At 48.5% G+C, this 18,635-nt stretch carries 13 protein-coding genes; 9 read left to right on the forward strand and 4 right to left on the reverse strand.

Annotated elements, in window-relative coordinates; all coding sequences use genetic code 11:
* Position 1 precedes the first annotated feature (1 nt).
* Together SPICA_RS01505 and htpG are read right to left on the reverse strand one after the other, a co-directional pair.
* A complete protein-coding gene (locus SPICA_RS01505) occupies positions 2-1,141 on the reverse strand; it encodes an aminopeptidase (protein WP_156789607.1) in 1,140 nt (379 codons plus the stop codon).
* 52 nt (positions 1,142-1,193) lie between these two features.
* A complete protein-coding gene (gene htpG / locus SPICA_RS01510; protein ID WP_013967776.1) occupies positions 1,194-3,053 on the reverse strand; it encodes a molecular chaperone HtpG in 1,860 nt (619 codons plus the stop codon).
* A 266-nt stretch (positions 3,054-3,319) separates the two neighbouring features.
* On the opposite strand from htpG, the gene SPICA_RS01515 reads away from it, so the two are divergent.
* From SPICA_RS01515 to SPICA_RS01535, 5 genes are read left to right on the forward strand one after another with little or no spacing between them, the layout of a single operon-like run.
* Positions 3,320-5,650 carry an alpha-galactosidase gene (locus SPICA_RS01515; protein ID WP_013967777.1) on the forward strand — a complete coding sequence of 777 codons (2,331 nt, stop codon included), beginning with the start codon at positions 3,320-3,322 and terminating at the stop codon, positions 5,648-5,650.
* A 13-nt stretch (positions 5,651-5,663) separates the two neighbouring features.
* The gene (locus SPICA_RS01520; protein WP_237255962.1) at positions 5,664-6,083 is read left to right on the forward strand and encodes a MarR family winged helix-turn-helix transcriptional regulator; all 420 of its coding nucleotides are present in this window, start codon (positions 5,664-5,666) and stop codon (positions 6,081-6,083) included.
* A 1-nt stretch (position 6,084) separates the two neighbouring features.
* Positions 6,085-8,292 carry an ABC transporter ATP-binding protein gene (locus tag SPICA_RS01525; protein ID WP_013967779.1) on the forward strand — a complete coding sequence of 736 codons (2,208 nt, stop codon included), beginning with the start codon at positions 6,085-6,087 and terminating at the stop codon, positions 8,290-8,292.
* Positions 8,289-10,193 carry an ABC transporter ATP-binding protein gene (locus tag SPICA_RS01530; RefSeq protein WP_013967780.1) on the forward strand — a complete coding sequence of 635 codons (1,905 nt, stop codon included), beginning with the start codon at positions 8,289-8,291 and terminating at the stop codon, positions 10,191-10,193. The genes SPICA_RS01525 and SPICA_RS01530 overlap by 4 nt, the downstream gene beginning before the upstream one ends.
* Before the next feature lie 9 nt (positions 10,194-10,202).
* Positions 10,203-11,150, forward strand: a complete 948-nt coding sequence (locus SPICA_RS01535; protein ID WP_013967781.1) for an MBL fold metallo-hydrolase — start codon at positions 10,203-10,205, stop codon at positions 11,148-11,150.
* Positions 11,151-11,218: 68 nt separating this feature from the next.
* On the opposite strand, the gene SPICA_RS01540 is transcribed toward SPICA_RS01535, so the two are convergent.
* Positions 11,219-11,845 (reverse strand): superoxide dismutase, encoded by a 627-nt coding sequence (locus tag SPICA_RS01540; RefSeq protein WP_013967782.1) that lies wholly within the window; start codon positions 11,843-11,845, stop codon positions 11,219-11,221.
* A gap of 187 nt (positions 11,846-12,032) precedes the next feature.
* Here SPICA_RS01540 and SPICA_RS01545 point away from each other — a divergent pair, with 187 nt between their 5' ends.
* Positions 12,033-12,473, forward strand: a complete 441-nt coding sequence (locus tag SPICA_RS01545; protein ID WP_083819947.1) for an MBL fold metallo-hydrolase — start codon at positions 12,033-12,035, stop codon at positions 12,471-12,473.
* 28 nt (positions 12,474-12,501) lie between these two features.
* On the opposite strand, the gene SPICA_RS01550 is transcribed toward SPICA_RS01545, so the two are convergent.
* A complete protein-coding gene (locus tag SPICA_RS01550; protein ID WP_041396105.1) occupies positions 12,502-13,311 on the reverse strand; it encodes an SDR family oxidoreductase in 810 nt (269 codons plus the stop codon).
* Between the two features lie 209 nt (positions 13,312-13,520).
* Between SPICA_RS01550 and SPICA_RS01555 the strand changes: the two genes are divergently transcribed.
* The 3 genes from SPICA_RS01555 to SPICA_RS01565 all read left to right on the forward strand — a co-directional run bounded on the left by SPICA_RS01555 (position 13,521) and on the right by SPICA_RS01565 (position 18,629).
* On the forward strand, positions 13,521-15,782 hold the full coding sequence (locus tag SPICA_RS01555) for a substrate-binding domain-containing protein (protein WP_169311848.1): 2,262 nt from the start codon (positions 13,521-13,523) through the stop codon (positions 15,780-15,782).
* A 4-nt stretch (positions 15,783-15,786) separates the two neighbouring features.
* A complete protein-coding gene (locus SPICA_RS01560; RefSeq protein WP_013967786.1) occupies positions 15,787-16,437 on the forward strand; it encodes a response regulator in 651 nt (216 codons plus the stop codon).
* A gap of 95 nt (positions 16,438-16,532) precedes the next feature.
* Positions 16,533-18,629, forward strand: a complete 2,097-nt coding sequence (locus SPICA_RS01565; protein ID WP_013967787.1) for a glycoside hydrolase family 52 protein — start codon at positions 16,533-16,535, stop codon at positions 18,627-18,629.
* Positions 18,630-18,635: the final 6 nt, after the last annotated feature.

An 18,635-nucleotide genomic window follows, 5' to 3' on the forward strand; every position in this document is an offset into this window, starting at 1 on the left:
TCTATATTTGCAAATCGCCGTCTTTTTCGATGAAAATCTCTGTACCATCTTCATAGATCGCCGCAATGGTGGGGTTCTTCACAAGCCCATCCAGATGAATGAGAGCAGGAGCATCCTCATCATAGTTGTGGCCCACCGCAAAATGGCAGGTCCGGAAGGCCTTTTCATCTTCGAGCATATTGCCGGTAATACGTGCCAGCGGGTTGAGACCGATTCCCAATTCTCCGATATTGCGAGCATTTTTTGCATAGAGCGCGCCACTCCCTGCAGGCAGGCGGCCTATTGCTTCGTATTCCAGGGCCTGCTGTTCTGCCAAGGTGATGGTTTTCAGCAGTTCCTGGGCTTCTTCGCCACCTTCGATTTCGGTTATGTAACCGTCTGTAACGGTACAGCGTATAGGTTCATGGATGAGGATATCCCGGTCATGTAAACTTATCGAGCCGTCAAAGGCAATGACGCCCTGAGTGGTTCCATTTTCCGGACTGATAAAGGTTTCTCCTGCCGGAAGATTTCCACCAGTTCCAGACTGGGAAAAGTCACCGTCATCGTTTTTAGCAAGCCGCCCCTTAAGACCTATAATCACATTCGTACCGCCGGGGGCGCTTACCCGGACAGTTGTGGCTTTATCCAGAATATCTTTTATGGCTTTGCAGCGCTGTCCCAGCAGCATATAGTCAATCGGCACGGTTCTGATAAAGGATTCCAGATTGGTACTCGGAGACCAGAAAGCCCGGCAGGTCTTTGTTCCATACAATTGCAGATGAAAAATATGGTCGTATTGAGTCCCTTCGTAATGGTAGGGCTGAGAAATACCTGCTTCATCTTTACCTAGTTTCTCTGTACTCATGGAAATGAAAACCGACGGTTTTGCCTTAAAAGCTTCGATCACAATGGGGTCCGCAAAGTCCATCTGGGTTTTAACTGGCTGATAGATGAGAACCGGTTTTGCTCCGACTTTTATTGCCGCATCAAACAGCGCCTGGGAGATGAGACTTACATCTGAGCTTGGATTGGTTACAATAAGCACGCGCTCATCCTTCTGAACTTTAAGCGAATCCTCTATGGCAATCCGGGCTGCATTTTGTAAGCCCTGATTCTGAGAAATAAAACTGTTAAACTGGTTGGAATAGGTTGTACTCATGACCGGAGTATGAACCCTCCGGCCATGACTGGTCAACGGTTATCCGTTAAGGTTACTTGCTTAAAAGCCGGTTAAGTCGTTTTACAAAATCTGCCGGATCCTGAAGTTTAACACCCTCGACGAGCAACGCCTGGTCCAGAAGCACCGTCGCCACATCGGCAATGTGGTCCTCATTGTTCTCATCTTTAAGGGAAGCCACAATTGGATGGCTGCCATTAATTTCCAGAATCGGTTTTACTTCAGGAAGTTCGGTCTGTCCCATAGCCCGCAGCATCTGGGCAAACTGGATCGAAGGATCATGTTCATCGGCTACAATACAGGAAGGCGAATCCTGTAACCGCCGGGAAAGTTTCACATCCTTTACTCGGTCCCCCAGCGCTTTTTTAAGTTTTTCAATAACCGGTTTGAGATCCTTTTCTGTATCCTTATCCTTCTGTTCTCCCAGTTCTTCATCGGCTCCCGTGCGATTGACCGCCTTAAGCTCGTAGTCCTTATATTTAAAGAGGGATGGAATAACGATGTCGTCGATTTCATCATCCATCACGAGGACTTCGATACCCTTTGCTTTATAAGCTTCGAGGAGGGGGGACGCCTTTAAGGTTTTTTCGTCTCCACCGGTAATGTAATAGATTGCCTTCTGGTCGCTTTTCATCCGGGAGACATAGTCGGCAAAGCTGGTCCAGCCTTCTACAGCGGTGCTCTTAAAGCGTACCAGTTCCTGCAGGGTTTCCCGGTTAGCAAAATCCTGGTAGAGCCCTTCCTTAAGAGGCCGGTTGAACTGGGATATAAAGATTTCCCACTTTTCCTTATTATTGTCCGCAAGGGCCTTAAACTCAGAGAGTAGTTTCTTTACCGAAGCATTGCGGATATTCTGAAGTATCCGGTTCTGCTGAAGGATTTCTCGGCTTACATTGAGAGGCAGGTCTTCCGAATCGATGACTCCTCGGATAAAGCGGAGGTAGGTGGGCATGAGTTCCTTGTCATCATCGGTTATAAAGACCCGCTTCACATAGAGCTTGACCCCCGGTTTATAGTCCGCATTGTAGAGGTCAAAGGGAGCCTTTTTGGGGATATAGAAGAGGGTTACATATTCCAAGGTCCCTTCCGCTTTGGTGTGCACATAGAAAAGGGGATCTTCTGTATCATGGGCAATCTGTTTATAAAATTCGTTGTAGTCCTCTTCTTTCAGTTCTGTTTTTGCCTGCCGCCAGATTGCGGTCCCTGCATTGATCCGCTCAGTCTTTGTTTTGCTTCCCTTTTCTTTTCCCTTATCGTCATATTCCTTTTCTTCATAGGTCAGGTAGATGGGGAAGGCCACATGATTTGAATAGCGCTTAATAATGTCTTCGATAGTCCAGCGGTTGGCAAATTCAAGACCCTCTTCATTGAGATGCAAGATGACGGTAGTTCCATGGCTATCCCGTTGGGCAGTTTCGATTTCATAGCTTTCTTTGCCATCGCTGGTCCATTTCCAGGCCGCTTCTTCGCCGGCTTTGCGGGTAATAACTTCGATCTTATCGGCAACCATGAAGGCTGAGTAAAAACCAACGCCGAATTGTCCTATAAGGTTGGAATCTTTCTTTGCGTCGGCGGAAAGTTTTTCAAGGAATGCCCGGGTTCCCGAACGGGCAATAGTTCCTAAAGAAGTGATGAGGTCTTCCTCATTCATCCCAATACCAGTATCCGATACACTAAAGGTCTTCTGATCCCTGTTAAAAGAAATGTCGATGCGGGGATCAAACACGATGGATTTATAGGCTTCATCAGCCACGGTAAGGTATTTGAGCTTGTCCAGCGCGTCGGAAGCGTTAGAAACCAGCTCCCGAAGAAAAATTTCCCTGTTTGAATACAGTGAATGGATAATGAGGTGCAGTAATTGGCTTACCTCGGTCTGAAACTGATGCTGTGCCATGGGCAGAGACTCCTTGTTCGTGTTGATAGTAGGTAACCCGCAACGATGTTCGTCTTGAGTTCCCTTGTATAGGATGGTAATAAATATCTTGCCGCAGTGAGATATCGCGGACCTTTATAAAAATACTAAGAGAACCCTGCGAGGGGCAAGTAAAATTGTGATTATCAGGGCTTTACAAGGTGCTGTTATGAGTATTTCAGTACCTTGAGCCCCTGACCAAACTCTTCTATTATAATGAATATTATTGTTAATTAAGGTAGGCTTTTATGGCAATAGTATGGCATCCGGATACTCGGGAATTTCATCTACAGAACAGTTATGTCAGTTATATTATTTCACTTCTTCCCGATAATAGTCCTGGCCTTGCTTATTTTGGTAGACCTCTAGATCTGGAAGGCCGCTACAGCCGTCTTGTGAGGTTCGAAGACCGGGGCCTGACAACCCATCAATCCGGACTCCCTTCATCATTCTGTCTCGATTATGTACCCCGGGAATACCCTACTTATGGCCGGGGAGATTATCGTATACCGGCTATTACTTTGGAAACAGAACACGGCTTTCCTGTCATCCTCGATCTCCAGTATCGGGAACACTGGATTGTGCAGGGAAAACCATCCGTGCCAGGGCTTCCCGCTACATACTGCGATTCTGATGCAGAGGCCGAGAGCCTTATGCTAACCCTGGAAGACCCCTCATACCAGGTTCAGGTTGATGTGCACTATACCATCTTTAGGGATTATCCTGTTATTGCCCGCCGGGCAAGCATCCGTAATGGCGGGGTCCAGGCCTTGCGTATCCTGCGGGCCTATTCGGCCGTACTGGACCTGGATTCCTCTGATTGGGACTTTATTCATTTTTCCGGGGCCTGGGCCCGGGAGCGGCATGTGGTACGCAGACCCCTCGCCCCGGGCTTGCAGAGTATTGCCAGCAGTCGGGGAAGCTCCAGCGCCCAGCACAACCCGGCAATCATGCTTGCCCGGCGGGAGGCCACCGAAACCGCAGGGGAGGTCCTGGGCGCCCTCTTAGTCTATTCGGGGAACCACAGCATCGAAGTGGAGGTTGGATCCCATGGGGACACCAGGATCGCCCTGGGCATCAATCCCTTTGGTTTTAAGTGGAACCTCTCCCCCGGCGACGTTTTAGAGACACCGGAAGCGCTCTTCTGTTATACCGACCACGGGTTCGGAGACCTGTCGCTCTCAATGCATCAGCTGTTGGGCCGTCATCTGGTGCGGGGATGGTGGCGGGATCGGGAACGACCCATACTCATCAATAATTGGGAAGCCACTTATTTCCAGTTTGATGAACAGAAACTGCTCGATATCGCCCGCTCTGCGAAGGATTTGGGCATTGAGCTTTTTGTTTTGGATGATGGCTGGTTTGGCAAGCGGAACGATGACCGGAGTTCCCTGGGGGACTGGGAAGTAAACCGGGATAAATTACCCCAGGGCATCGAAGGGCTGGCCTGTAAAATCGTCGATATGGGGTTATCCTTCGGGCTCTGGATAGAGCCTGAGATGGTGAACCCCGACAGCAATTTGTACCGTCAGCATCCGGACTGGGCGGTGGGCTCTATATTGGAACGGCGTACCCTGGGGAGAAACCAGCTGGTGCTGGATATGTCCAGGCTTGAGGTGGTGGAGTACCTCTATGACACCCTAAGCCAGCTTCTGTCTCAGGTCCCCATATCGTATATCAAATGGGACATGAACCGGCATATTACGGAGCCGGTTTCCGCCGCTCTGCCGGCTGACCGGCAGGGAGAGTTTTTTCATCGATATATGTTGGGGGTCTATGAGCTGTATCGGAGACTTACAGAAGCTTTTCCCCGGGTCCTCTTTGAATCCTGTTCTGCCGGCGGAAACCGGTTCGACGCGGGCATGCTCGCCTTCGCACCTCAGGCCTGGGCCAGCGATGATAGCGATGCCATAGAGCGCCTTGCGATTCAGTGGGGGACCAGTTTTTTCTATCCGCCGAGTGCCATAGGTGCCCATGTATCGGCAGTGCCGAATCATCAGGTGGGCCGCATAACTCCCCTCTGGACTCGAGCGGGTGTAGCCTTTTTCGGTGCCTTTGGCTATGAGCTCGATCCGAACAAACTTTCTGAGTCAGACAAGGCAGAGATTCGTGCCCAGGTTGATTTTTATAAGGCCTGGCGGCGGGTGTTTCAGTTCGGCCGCTTCTATCGTCTCGCCGGTTTTTGCGCCGCCGGTGGTGCGACCGGCGGCATGACCGGCGGGCCGGCAGGGACCGGACAGGGGTGGCCGGGATCGAGGCCTGCAGGAAACTCAAATCTGGTTGCCTGGATGTCCGTGTCCGAGGATAGCCGACGGGCTGTGGTCCTCATTGTCCAGGTCCTTGCCCGGCCCAATCCCGGCTTCTACCGCATCCCCCTACGGGGCCTCGATCCTGACCTGAGCTATCAGGTCCGCTGCCGGCCCGCCCTGCCGGTTAAGGATGAAGCGGCGATTCGGTACAATGAAGGCCTCCGGCAGGGAGATGAGCTCATCAATGTGGGGCTTCTCTTAGGCGGGGACGGCTGGAATGGGCTTTCCCGGGGAGATTTTGCATCCTGGCTCTTTACGCTCGAAGGCTGAAGGCTCATACTTGGTGCATGGAGGTCCCCATGAAACGGATTTTGTTTTTTCTCTGGTACGGATTGTGGCCGATTATTTTCTTAGGTCACGGGGCCTCAATTTTCCCCGCATGATGATCCTGTTTCGGCTCGCCCATAAAGGTCAGTGTTCTGTGTCTGACATCAGTCATCATATGCAAATTTCTGCACCAGGGGCGAGCCAGCTTTTGGACAAACTTGTAGAGGTGGGCTATGTTTCCCGGGCAGAAAATAATGATGATCGCAGGATGCGGAACATCGAAATTACTTCCAAGGGTCTTGCGCTTGTTCAGGAGCTTAAGAAGGAACATCAACAAAAACTTATTACGCTCATGGAAGCGGTCCCGCTACAGGAGCGGGAACAGCTCCGGAAAAGTCTTGAGACCCTCAATAGAATACTAAGGAGTATGCAATAGCATGTCTACATTGATGAAGTACCTGAAACCCTATGGGTTTTCGATCCTTTCGGTGGTCATACTGCTCTTTGTAGAGGCCAATTTCGACCTGGCCCTGCCGGATTACATGTCCCGGATTATCAATTATGGTATCCAGCAGGGGGGCATCGATAGTCCTCTACCTAAGATTTTTGGAGAAACTACCTTCTGTCAGATGAGGTTTTTCCTGAATAAAGAAGAGTCAGCGCTCATTGCAAGGTTGTATCACCCGGTCTCTGCAGAAGCTGTAACCAGTGTCCCCCTAAAAAAGGATAGCCTGAGCTCTGCCGATCAAAAGCTTTATGAACTGCGTTCTCTTACTCAAGAAGAGCAAGACCAATTGGGACGACTTATGATCCGGGCTCTTGCTGCGGCCACAATGATGCAGAAGATGCCTGCGGGCATACAGGCTCAAGAGCAATCCCGGGCTCTGCAGGTGGAACAAACAGGCCAGCCGCATACCGACCAAGGGTCGGCCCAGATGCTGGAGCAGTTTTCCAAAGCCATGGATGCCATGGGAGACAAGGTTCTGGAACAGATGGCCATTGCCCGGATCCGACAGGAATACGAACAGCTCGGGGTAAATCTGGAACAGCTCCAGATGTCCTACATTGTCCGGTATGGTATCATTATGGTACTCATAACGCTGGGATCGATGGCCTGTATTATCCTCGTCGGGTTCCTCGCATCTAAAACGGCTGCCGGCGCGGCTAAACAGCTCAGGCATGATATATTCAGTAAGGTCATCAATTTTACCAATGCTGAATTTGATACCTTCTCGACGGCCTCGCTCATCACGAGAACCACCAATGATATTACCCAGATGCAGATGGTAACCTTTATGTCCCTGAGGATGCTCCTCTTTGCGCCGATTATGGGCGGGGGCGGGGTTATCCGTGCCCTCGGAAAGGCCCCATCCATGGCGTGGATTATCGGCCTCGCTGTACTGGTTCTTATTGGTGTCATTGGCCTTGTGTTTTCTATTGCGCTTCCCCGATTTCAGCTCATACAAAAACTAGTGGACCGGCTTAATCTGGTTGCCCGTGAAAACCTGACCGGCCTTATGGTAGTCCATGCCTTTAACCGGGAATCCTTTGAAGAAGAGCGTTTTAATCGGGCCAATCGGGATCTTACAGAGGTGAGTCTCTTTGTAAATCGTGTCATGGTTATCATGATGCCCTTTATGATGATTTTGATGAATCTCCTCAGCATCGGTATCATTTGGATCGGCAGCTATCGGGTTGCTCAGGCTGCCATGCAGGTTGGCGATATGATGGCCTTTATGCAGTATGCCATACAGATTGTCATGTCCTTTATGATGCTTTCTATGATGTTCATCATGCTTCCCCGGGCTGCTATTTCTGCTAACCGGATCGCGGAGGTTCTGGAGACCAAAGAATCAATAACCGATCCTCAACAGCCAGTTCTTTACAAGCCCGCTGGAATGCAGCGGGGTATGGTAGAGTTCCGGGATGTCTGTTTTCGCTATCCCGGGGCAGATACGGATGTGCTTTGCCATATTTCCTTTACAGCTCCTGCAGGTAAGACAACGGGCATTATCGGCCCCACCGGGGCGGGGAAGACTACCCTCATCAACCTGATACCTCGATTCTATGATGTTTCCGCTGGTTCCATATTGATTGATGGCATCGACATACGGACCATGACCCAAAAGGAATTACGAAACCTTATCGGGTATGTACCCCAACGAAGTCTCCTCTTCTCCGGTACAATAGAAGAAAATCTGAGGTTTGCCGATGAAGGTGCTTCCCGTGAACGCCTCCTCGAAGCACTCAAGGTTGCCCAGGCGGATTTTGTGTTAGAAAATCCTGAAGGACTTTCGGCGCCGGTATCCCAGGGAGGGTCGAACTTTTCCGGGGGACAGAAGCAGCGGCTGGCCATCGCCCGTGCTCTTGTTAAGGACTGCCCCATCTATCTTTTTGATGACAGTTTTTCCGCCCTCGATTACCGTACCGATGCACGGTTGCGCAAAGCCTTAGCAGAGCGGACCCGCACCAGTACCCGCATTATAGTATCCCAAAGGGTGGCTACCATCATGCATGCGGATCACATTATTGTGCTCGATGAGGGCAAGATCGTTGGTCAGGGACCTCACCAGGACCTGCTAAAAACCTGTTGTGCCTATCAAGAAATCGTTGAGTCCCAGGTTAAGGGAGAGAACATAGCATGAGCGATCAAAGACAATATATCAATGGACAAAAATCCCCCGCTGGAACGACAAGAATGATGCGTCCTGGCCAGATGATGGGCCGGGGCGGACCTATGGCAATGATGAAGGGGGAAAAGGCTAAAAATTTTAAGGGGACCATGCTTCGTCTCCTTTCAGCCCTGGCACCTTATAAAATGCGCCTTAGCATTGTCTTTCTTTTTGCAATAGCCTCCACAGTATTTAGTATCATTGGTCCTAAAATTATGGGGCAGGCTACCACAGTACTTTTGGAAGGTATATTAGCACAATTCAGCGGAAAAGGTGCTATAGACTTTACAAAAATTGCTACTATACTGCTGACCGTTTTAGCGCTTTATATTGTTGCCGCCCTGGCTTCTTTTATTATGGGTTGGATTATGGCTAGGGTTTCCACAGATCTTTCCTACCGGTTCCGAAAGCAGATCCAGGCCAAAATTAACCGGATCCCCTTCCGGTATTTTGATAGTACCACACATGGAGAGACCCTGTCGCGGATTACCAATGATGTGGATACCATTAACCACACCTTAAACCAGAGTCTCACACAAATCATCACATCCCTCGTAACAGTAGTGGGTGTTCTTGTAATGATGTTAGTGATTGATTGGCGTATGACCCTGGTAGCCCTCCTTATGATCCCCCTTTCGTTCCTCATCATCGGGTTTATAGTCGGAAAAAGCCAGAAGTATTATAAAAAACAACAGGAGTATTTGGGTCATATCAATGGTCAGGTAGAAGAAATGTATGGTGGTCATATTGTAATGAAGGCCTTTAACCGGGAGGAAAAGACTCTGACCACCTTTGATGTTACTAATGAAACCCTCTATGAATCGGCCTGGAAAAGCCAGTTCTTAACCGGGGTAATGATGCCCCTGATGAACTTTGTCGGAAATATCGGCTATGTGGGTGTAGCGGTCCTCGGTGGCTGGTTGGCTATAAAAAGGGCCATCACTGTGGGGGACATTCAAGCTTTTATTCAGTATGTCCGCAATTTTACTCAGCCGATTCAACAAATAGCCAATATCAGTAATATACTGCAACAGACCGCTGCGGCAGCAGAACGGGTTTATGAATTCCTCGATGAAGAGGAGGAAACCCTAGAGACAGAGCATCCAGTAAGCCTTACCGAAATCCGGGGAGAAGTCGAATTCAGAACCATCCGTTTTGGATATTCCAAGGACAAGCCTATCATTAAAAATTTCTCTGCCCTTGCCAAGCCTGGCCAGAAAATCGCTATTGTCGGTCCTACCGGGGCGGGTAAAACAACGCTGGTGAAACTGCTCATGCGCTTTTACGATGTGGACGATGGCATGATCCTCTTGGATGGGTATGATATCCGGACCTTCCGTCGTTCCGATCTTCGAAAGAGCTTTGGTATGGTTTTACAGGATACCTGGCTCTATAATGATACCATTTTGGAAAACATCCGTTACGGACGTCTGGATGCGACCGATGATGAGGTGATAGCAGCGGCAAAGGCCGCCTATGTGGACCATTTTGTTCATACCCTGCCCGAAGGCTATCATATGGTATTAAACGAAGAGACAAGCAACATATCCCAGGGACAGAAACAGCTCTTAACCATAGCCCGGGCCATATTGGCCGATCCGCCCATCATGATCCTGGACGAAGCGACGAGCTCGGTAGATACCCGTACCGAAGTAATGATTCAGAAGGCTATGGACCGGCTTATGCACGGCAGGACGAGCTTTGTAATCGCCCACCGGCTTTCTACCATACAGAATGCGGACCTGATCCTTGTGTTACGGGATGGGGATATCGTGGAACAGGGAAACCACAGGGAATTACTTAATCAGAATGGATTCTATGCGGAACTTTATAACAGTCAGTTTGAAGTTCCCGCGACATATGAGGGTATCTAAGAGGTTTCTATGTTAACCATTCAGGTTCTGATCGAAAATAATCTTCCCCCAGAAGTTGCACGGCCAGAGGCTCCTCAATCAGAGTTCCCTCAGCCAACGACAGCCCGTAACTTTATCGCTGAACATGGGCTCTCATTCTGGATTGAAAAGGAGGGGCACAGGCTTATATTCGATACCGGAAAAAGCGGCGCCTTTGTACAAAATGCTGAACTGCTTGGAATAGACCTCTCCTCAGCGGAAGCTCTGGTTGTCAGCCATGGCCACTATGATCATGGAGGGGGACTGCGAACTCTGGCAGAGACAGCTCATTATCGGGGGCCCCTGTGGACCGGGCCGGGCTTTTTTGATCCGAAATGGTCCAATGAAAGTCCACGCCCCCGGTATCTCGGCCTTGATGTAGACCGCCTTTATCTGGAGAGCTGTGGGATTTCCTGTCATGAACTGGAAAGGGGCAATGCACCCAGTATTCTACAACAAGGAGCCCATCAGGGACAGGCGCAAACGAGAAAGGGTGCAGTTAAAGAAATTCTGCCCGGTATCTTTATACTAGGCAATTTTATCAGAACCCATGCTGATGAAATTATCGCCCCGCGCTTTACCGTTGTGCGATCCGGGATCGGCCAGTCTCAGGCTGATACATTTGATGACGAAATCTGTGTCGTTATCCCCCTGCCCCAGGGGCTTGTAGTTCTGGTCGGCTGTGCCCATCCGGGGCTGATGAACATACTCGACACAGCTCAGCAGGTGTTCAACCAAAAACTGTATGCAGTTTTCGGAGGCTCCCATCTGGTGGAAGCCGATGAACCGCGAATTATAAGAACAAGGGACTACCTGCAACAAAATGGAGCTCCCTTTATTGCTCTGGGCCACTGTACCGGACCCCTGGCGTATGATCTTTTACAGCAGGAAATTCCACACATCCTACCACTGTATACAGGGGCGCGGTATCAGTTATAATATCAGTTATAAACCTATAAACTGTTCCAAAGGGGAATAGCCTTTTTCGTAGGCTATTCCTTAGCCCTTCAGTTTTTACTTTGTAACAAAGCTTTATGCAGGTTTTCTTCTACCTGTTTCCAGTTCACCACATTCCAGAATGCGGAAATATAATCGGCCCGCCGGTTCTGGTATTTGAGGTAATAGGCATGTTCCCAGACATCGAGCCCAAAGATCGGGATGAGTCCGTTAGTTAGGGGATTATCCTGATTGGGAAGGGCAACAAGCTGAAGTTTTTTCTCAGGATTTACTACGAGCCATTCCCAGCCGCTCCCAAAGAGGTTGGTAGCCCCCAAGGTAAACTGCTCCTTAAAGGACTCAAAGGAACCAAAGTCCCGGTTGATTAGTTTTGCTAGATCCCCCTCAGGCTGGCCTCTGCTTTGAGGTGTAAGTATGTTCCAGAAAAGCCGATGGTTATAGTGGCCACCGCCATGGTTTCGAACCACCTGTCGGATCAAGTCGGGAACCTGAGAGAGATTTTTCAGCAAATCTTCCAGACTCCATGTTTGTAGCTGCGGTGCCTGTTCTAGGGCTGCATTCAGCTTAGCCACATAGGTTCCATGGTGCTTGTCATGATGAATTTCCATGGTCTTTGCATCTATATAGGGCTCAAGAGCCTCAAAAGGATAGGGTAAAGGATCAAGTGTAAAAGCCATAAGTACCTCCTGTCTATATATTACTAATATAGTAATGTTTTGGCAAATTTCTAGATGCCTCTGAAAATTCAACTGAGTTTTTACAGGCGTTTTTATTAGATTTTGTGTAAATGTTACATGATTATCAATATATTACTGGTAGGCGTCTAATATGGTTCGTTCAGTGGCAAAAAGGTATATAATACCTATGCTTTTAGTACTTACGGTAACCATGGGAGTGTCTGCTATGGATGGTGCGGGTTCTTTTGCGTCAGATTCTTTTGCAACCCCTTCGGGAAAACTGGCAACGCTGGCTATACAATTGGGTAATTTTAAGATCCATGTGGATCCCCAAACGCGGTATACCGACTATACTAAATGGGAAAAGGCAGATCTTATTCTTATCACCCATGAACATGGGGACCATCTCGATATGAATGCGATTAAAGCCCTTTCGGGGCCGCTCGATGTAGCCTTTCTTCCTATGAACCAACCCTATACTATGACTCCAGAGCAGGTTGCTGAAGTAGTTCGTCTGATACGGCCAAAAATAGTCTATCCTTACCGCTATTCATCGACAAACCCCCGGGACCTAGAGAAATTGCTTGAAAAGGATACCTACACAGAGGTTCGGATAAGGAAGTTCTAGCATCAAGTTTGATGAGCCGCTGTTACAGCTACCAGGTGCCTCGGGTCATGCCGCCGTCGATGGTTAAGAGTTGTCCGGTTATGTATGACGCTGCCGGTGAAAGGAGCCAGCAGGCGGTGCGGCCGAATTCTTCGGTAGTGCCGTAGCGGCTCAGGGGGATTGCGGCCTCTGCCTTGCGCCGGGCCTCTTCCGGCGTACAGCCGATTCGTTCTGCTGTTGCCCTATCGATCCGTTCAACCCGGCCTGTGGCAAAGCGCCCCGGCGCAAGGCAGTTCACCCGGATTCCCTGAGGTGCCAATTCCCTGGACAGTGTTTTTGCCATGGCTACTGTCGCGGAGCGCAGTGCATTGGAGAGGATGAGGCCCTCGATGGGTTCGGTCACCGAGGTCGATGAGACAATCAGTATCGATCCTCCGCGAACAGCGAGACCTGGCAGACAGGCGCGGACCAGGCGGACCGCCGACAGCAGAAGCAGTTCAAAGGCATGCTGCCACGCCTGGTCATCAAAATCGGAGAAAAGTCCCGGCGGCGGTCCGCCTGAGTTGACCACGAGGCCGTCAATGGCCTCTCCGTAGCGGGAATGGGCCGCGGCAACCCAGGCGTCGATACTCTGAGCCTGGGTAACATCGAGCGGATATCCATCAACCTGACCGATTCCTCCCTTCCGCTGGCCTGATGAAGCCTGTAATTGTTTCAGGGCTTCCCGGACCTTATCATCACTTCTGCTGCCAATCCATACCTGTGCCCCTTCGTCCAGGACCGTCTGGGCTGTTGCGAATCCCAGGCCCTCACTGGAAGCTGCAACGAGCACGGTCTTTCCTTGTAATTGGAGGTTCATAGGATAAAGTATAAGACCGGTACGCTCATTATACAAACTTTTAGTGTTATGATGTAGGCGAAGCTTTAAACTAGATGTCATCAGAGCTTTTTCCAGCGATATAAGTTGATTTTTTTGTGGGTCACCCTGAGCAGATCCGTAAGATTTTCCTTAAGCAAAGTCTCAGGGTTTGCTTGAAGCTCCGATACAAGCATTATACTATGGTAGGTATGAAACGAAAAATAATCGGGTTTCTTGCAGCCCGGCTTGATGAGCCCTATCAGCATTCAGTGTGGAGCGGTGCGGTTGAAGAGGCTGAAAAACTTGGTATTACTCTTATTTTTTTTGGCGGTCAACGGCTGGAAAGTCCAGTTGGTTTTGAAGCTTTGGATAATATCGCCTTTAATCTTGCTGCCCGAAGTCACCTGGATGCGCTGGTTGTCATGACGAATGTTATTGGTACTTACCTGACACAGGATGAGATTCTTGTTTTCATGAACCGCCTGAAAAAGGTTCCCCTGGTATCGGTTGGTGTCGAGATTCCAGGTATTCACAGTGTTTTTATTGATAATTCAGGTGGTATGACGGCAATTGCGGAGCATCTAGTAAAGGTTCATCGGCGAAGGGAATTTCTTTTTTTAGCTGGGCCAATTAACCATAATGAATCGATCGCACGAGAAAAGGAATTTTCTCAGCATTTAAAGATGCTTTTGGGGAACGAATTTATATTACGTATCGAATATTGTAATTTCCAGGAAAACGAAGCGTGGGATACTGTAGGCAGATTAATTTCTCAAGGCCTGTCCTTCGATGCCATCGTTGCGGCCAATGACTTAATGGCTATGGGGGCCTTACGAGCATTGGCTGAAGCGGGGATTCGAGTTCCAGAAGAAGTATCGGTTACTGGTTTTGATGATACCGAGGACAGCCGCTTCAGTATTCCACCCCTTACCACTATTCGGCAGGGGACCTGTGAATTAGGACGCCAGGCAATCCGATCTTTATCCATCAATCTGGGGCTTTTGCCGAAGGCTCATATGATCATGCATCGAACCCCAGTATCTTTGGTAATACGTGAATCCTGTGGTTGTTCTTCTATTCCTGAACATGATTTTTGTAATGATCAGCGGTTACAAACCTATCAAATTGGATCAGGAGAAAACTCAGATGCTGGGGTGCTGTTGCAGCTCGCCAATGATGTGAATACTGCGTTATCCAGGGGGAGGAATCCGGCAACAATCCAATATCGTCATCTGGAAGCACCTTATCTGGAAAAGGCTCAGGTCATCATTGCCGAAGGAATTGCAAGATACCAGGCTTCACTGCGCCGGTCCGTTGAACGTCGTGCTGCGGTGCTACGAGAAATTGAGGCTTCTTTGGTTTCATCCTTTGCTTTAACCGATATTTTGTCCGCTGTTGCTGCTGGAACCCGTACCCTGGGAATTTCTGCCTGTTATTTAGCATTGTTTGAATCTAAGGGAATTACCCCTGAATGGGCTCGTCTGCTGCTGGCTTCCGAAGGGAATAAAACCAGAATTCTGGCTCCCTATGGGGTGCGATTCCGCACGGTCGATATCCTTCCCGGCGGGCTTCCGGATAATTGGAAATCCTATGTGGTGGAGCCCTTGCGGTTTGGGGAGGAACGGCTCGGGTATCTCGTGTGTACTGCGGATAGTGAGGATCGGCAGGTGTTTGAAGCGTTACGGGATCAGGTTTCAGGGGCTATCAAGGGAGCTTTGCTTATGACCGCAGAACGGGATCGTGAACGGAACCTCGAACATCAGGTACGGATACGAACCATAGAACTTTCGAGAATGAATGAGCAGTTGCGGGAAGAAATTGAACGCCGCAGGGCCCTGGAACGGGAATTATTAGATATTTCGAATGACATTATGGCCAGTATAGGCCGGGATATTCATGATGATCTATGTCAGAATATAGCGGGAATTGGTTTAATGGCCGCAATCCTGGAGGGTAATTTGCGCCGCCTTGATGGTCCCGGTGCGGCAGAGGCTGCCAATGCAGCTGCTTCTATTGCTCATGCGGCAAGTAAGACGGCTTCTCAGGCAAAGGGTATGGCCCGGGGCTTGTATCCTGCGGAATTGGAAGCCAAAGGGCTTGTTGCTGCGGTAGGAGAACTGGTAAAAGCAGCACAGAATCGGAGTAATATGGCGATAACCCTTGAGGTCTCTCCAGGGTTTACCATAAAAAACTCCGAAAAAGCCTTGCATCTGTACCGGATTATCCAAGAAGCTTTAAATAATGCGGTAACCCATTCTAAAGCTTCTCATATTCAGGTTTCATTAAAAGGAGATCGAGAATCTGTCGAAGTAATGGTTGCGGACAATGGAATTGGCTTTAATCCTCAAAGGGTTCAAACAGTTGGATTGGGGCTTAGGATCTTAAAATATCGTTCCAGTCTGATCGGTGGAGAGTTAAGAATCAGAGCTCTGGATCCTGGTTGTTGTGTATCCTGTCGAGTAGTGAGGTAATGATATGTCTTTACGGAAATCTTTTATTGTTGTAGATGATCATCCCCTGTATCGTCATGGGGTAGTTGATCTTATTGTTCAGGAATTGCATCTGGAACCGGTTGGTGAAGCTGGTTCTATTCCCGATGCGATGGCTTTACTTCAGAAGGTAAAACCGGATCTCGCTATTGTCGATATTTCACTGCAGGATAAAAATGGTTTGGAGCTGGTAAAAATTATTAGAAGTGAATACCCTTCTGTTGTTGTCCTCGTTGTATCCATGCATGAAGAAAATCTGTATGGAGAACGAGCCTTGTCCGCCGGTGCTTCGGGGTATGTTATGAAACATGAGCCGCCTCAGAATTTATTGAATGCGGTTCGCACCGTATTGGAAGGCAGGGTTGCAGTTAGTGATAACCTGAGAGAACGGATGCTTTCTGGTATTGTAGGGGGACGCCATTCCGGGGATCCAATCAGTCGTCTCTCCGACAGGGAGCTTGAGGTGTTTGGTTTAATTGGAAGGGGCTATGGTGCTGCTGAAATTGCTGAACGATTACATCTATCAGTAAAGACGGTCAATGCTTATCGAGATCATATTAAGGAAAAACTAAATATATCTACTGCCGCGGATTTACGTCGATATGCGGTTGAATGGATTACTGAAAAGGATAAATAAAACACTTCCATAGGTAAAATGGCCGATAGGCAAATTAGCTTCAAATCCGATAGTGTAAGGCGTTCAAGCTGTGTATCCTGGCTTTGGAGGAAAAAATGGGCCTTCGTGTTTCAGAAAATGATTTTTATTCTTTACACGGTATGTGGGGTGCTTATGCATCGTTAATTCTGGGGAGAATTGGTAAAGGCGCCGGTTTGGTCATAGGAAATGTACAACCTCCTCAACGGGGTTTATTTATTGGTTATCGATTAGGAGCAGAAACACCTTGGATTTTACCCTTTTGTCCTGAAACAAAAATAGGTCTTGATGCAAGTGCCTATGTCGATCCTGATGCACCTGCGAAACCGATGCTTTCCCCTGCGGATTTTTCGTATTTTCCTCAAGAAACTATTGAACGTTCACTTTCGTTAAGTGGTGAAGAATGGAAGGCGGGTTTGCTTTCTTTCAAAGTAACCTCATTTTTTGGTTCTGTTGCGGATCCTGTATCTGCAGATCCATCTCTGCTCCGTCAGCAACTTCGTCCTGCCCTCTACATAACACTGACCTTTGATAATTCAAAAAAATCAGAGCCCTTAATCGGGGTTTTTGGAATGCAAGGTGTACGTCGCCCCCTTTCAGACAGCACCAATGGTACGTTGCTCGGTTTTGCTCATGGTACAGAATGGGGTTTTGCCTGTTTGCCTGATGAATCTATTGAAGAGGTTATGGATTGGAGGGCTATTGATGCAGCCTTTAATGGGAATCGTCCCATCCGCCGTCTTGCATCTGAAGGAGTTCTGAGAATTAAGGTAAATCCTGGTGAGACAAAAATGGTGCATATTGCTCTTGGTGTATATCGAGATGGCATTATTACATCAGGACTTCGTACACAGACCTACTATTCCAGCCTCTTTCAGGATCTGGAGGAAGTCCTCGATTCTGCCCTGAGGGATACAGCTTTCATGTTAGCCACGGCTGCTGAACTTGATAAGGGGCTTGAACAGTCCAGCCTTTCGGATGACAAAAAATTCCTTTTGTCCCATGCGGTTCATAGTTACTGTGCCAATACGGAACTGTTGATTTCTGAAAAGGGTGATCCGGTATTCATCGTCAATGAGGGAGAATATCAGATGATGAATACCCTTGACTTAACCGTGGATCAGGCTTTTTTTGAACTTGTGTATTCACCCTGGACCGTAAAGAATGAGCTGGATTTTTTCTTAACCCGTTCATCCTACAAAGATGCCTATGGAATTGCCTTCTGTCATGATCAGGGAGTAGCCGATAGTTTTACCCCTGTAGGGACATCTGTTTATGAACTCCCCCATCTTTCAGAATGCTTCAGTTATATGAGCTTTGAAGAGACCTTAAATTGGGTGTTAACTGCCTGTTTGTATATAAGTAAAACTGGGGATATACAGTGGTTCTCTGAAAACCGGCACCATCTGGAAGCCTGTCTTGCATCAATGAAGACACGGGATAAAAACCAGGATGGTATCATGGATATCGATTCAGATAGATGTGCTGGTGGGTCAGAAATTACAACCTATGATTCCCTCGATGTCAGTCTTGGTCAGGCGCGAAACAATCTTTATTTAGCGGTTAAATCCTGGGCTGCCTATGTTTGTATCGAAGCGCTGTTCAGGCAGTATGCATCGGATAGTGTGCATATCATAGAATCTGCTCGTATATCTGCCCAATGGGCCGCTAGTACCATTCAATCCCGCATGTTGCCAGAAGGATATATCCCCGCGGTGTTTGAATCGGACAATAGATCCAAGATAATTCCAGCTATCGAGGGACTTGTATATCCCTATATTTGTGGGTGGCCCGAGCTTGTATCTGAACAGGGCCCATTTGGTTCTTTTGTTAAGACCTTGCAAAAACATCTGCAGACCGTACTGCAGGCCGGTTCCTGTTTGGATTCTGTATCTGGTGGTTGGAAACTTTCATCGACAAGCCATAACACCTGGCTTTCAAAAATATTTGTAAACCAGTTTGTTGCAGAAAACATACTTGGCTTTACAGATCCCGAGTTGTATCGGGATGCAGTTCATGCAAAGTGGTTGCGCAATGGAAGCGCTCAATGGGCCGCGACTGATCAGGTTCATTCTTCCGATGGTCACGATATGGGTTCACGTTTATATCCGCGGCTGGTAACCTCAATTTTGTGGTACAGCTATATGGGGACCTCTAAAAACTGCAGTTTTTAGAGGTCC

Origin of the sequence: Gracilinema caldarium DSM 7334, from assembly GCF_000219725.1 — a bacterium.
Lineage (GTDB): Bacteria > Spirochaetota > Spirochaetia > Treponematales > Breznakiellaceae > Gracilinema > Gracilinema caldarium.

Bases quoted from the DNA above. Each gene is read 5' to 3' on its own strand.
- SPICA_RS01505 (WP_156789607.1), bottom strand. From the start codon at position 1,141: ATGAGTACAACCTATTCCAACCAGTTTAACAGTTTTATTTCTCAGAAT.
- htpG (WP_013967776.1), bottom strand. From the start codon at position 3,053: ATGGCACAGCATCAGTTTCAGACCGAGGTAAGCCAATTACTGCACCTC.
- SPICA_RS01515 (WP_013967777.1), top strand. From the start codon at position 3,320: ATGGCAATAGTATGGCATCCGGATACTCGGGAATTTCATCTACAGAAC.
- SPICA_RS01525 (WP_013967779.1), top strand. From the start codon at position 6,085: ATGTCTACATTGATGAAGTACCTGAAACCCTATGGGTTTTCGATCCTT.
- SPICA_RS01530 (WP_013967780.1), top strand. From the start codon at position 8,289: ATGAGCGATCAAAGACAATATATCAATGGACAAAAATCCCCCGCTGGA.
- SPICA_RS01535 (WP_013967781.1), top strand. From the start codon at position 10,203: ATGTTAACCATTCAGGTTCTGATCGAAAATAATCTTCCCCCAGAAGTT.
- SPICA_RS01540 (WP_013967782.1), bottom strand. From the start codon at position 11,845: ATGGCTTTTACACTTGATCCTTTACCCTATCCTTTTGAGGCTCTTGAG.
- SPICA_RS01545 (WP_083819947.1), top strand. From the start codon at position 12,033: ATGCTTTTAGTACTTACGGTAACCATGGGAGTGTCTGCTATGGATGGT.
- SPICA_RS01550 (WP_041396105.1), bottom strand. From the start codon at position 13,311: ATGAACCTCCAATTACAAGGAAAGACCGTGCTCGTTGCAGCTTCCAGT.
- SPICA_RS01555 (WP_169311848.1), top strand. From the start codon at position 13,521: ATGAAACGAAAAATAATCGGGTTTCTTGCAGCCCGGCTTGATGAGCCC.
- SPICA_RS01560 (WP_013967786.1), top strand. From the start codon at position 15,787: ATGTCTTTACGGAAATCTTTTATTGTTGTAGATGATCATCCCCTGTAT.
- SPICA_RS01565 (WP_013967787.1), top strand. From the start codon at position 16,533: ATGGGCCTTCGTGTTTCAGAAAATGATTTTTATTCTTTACACGGTATG.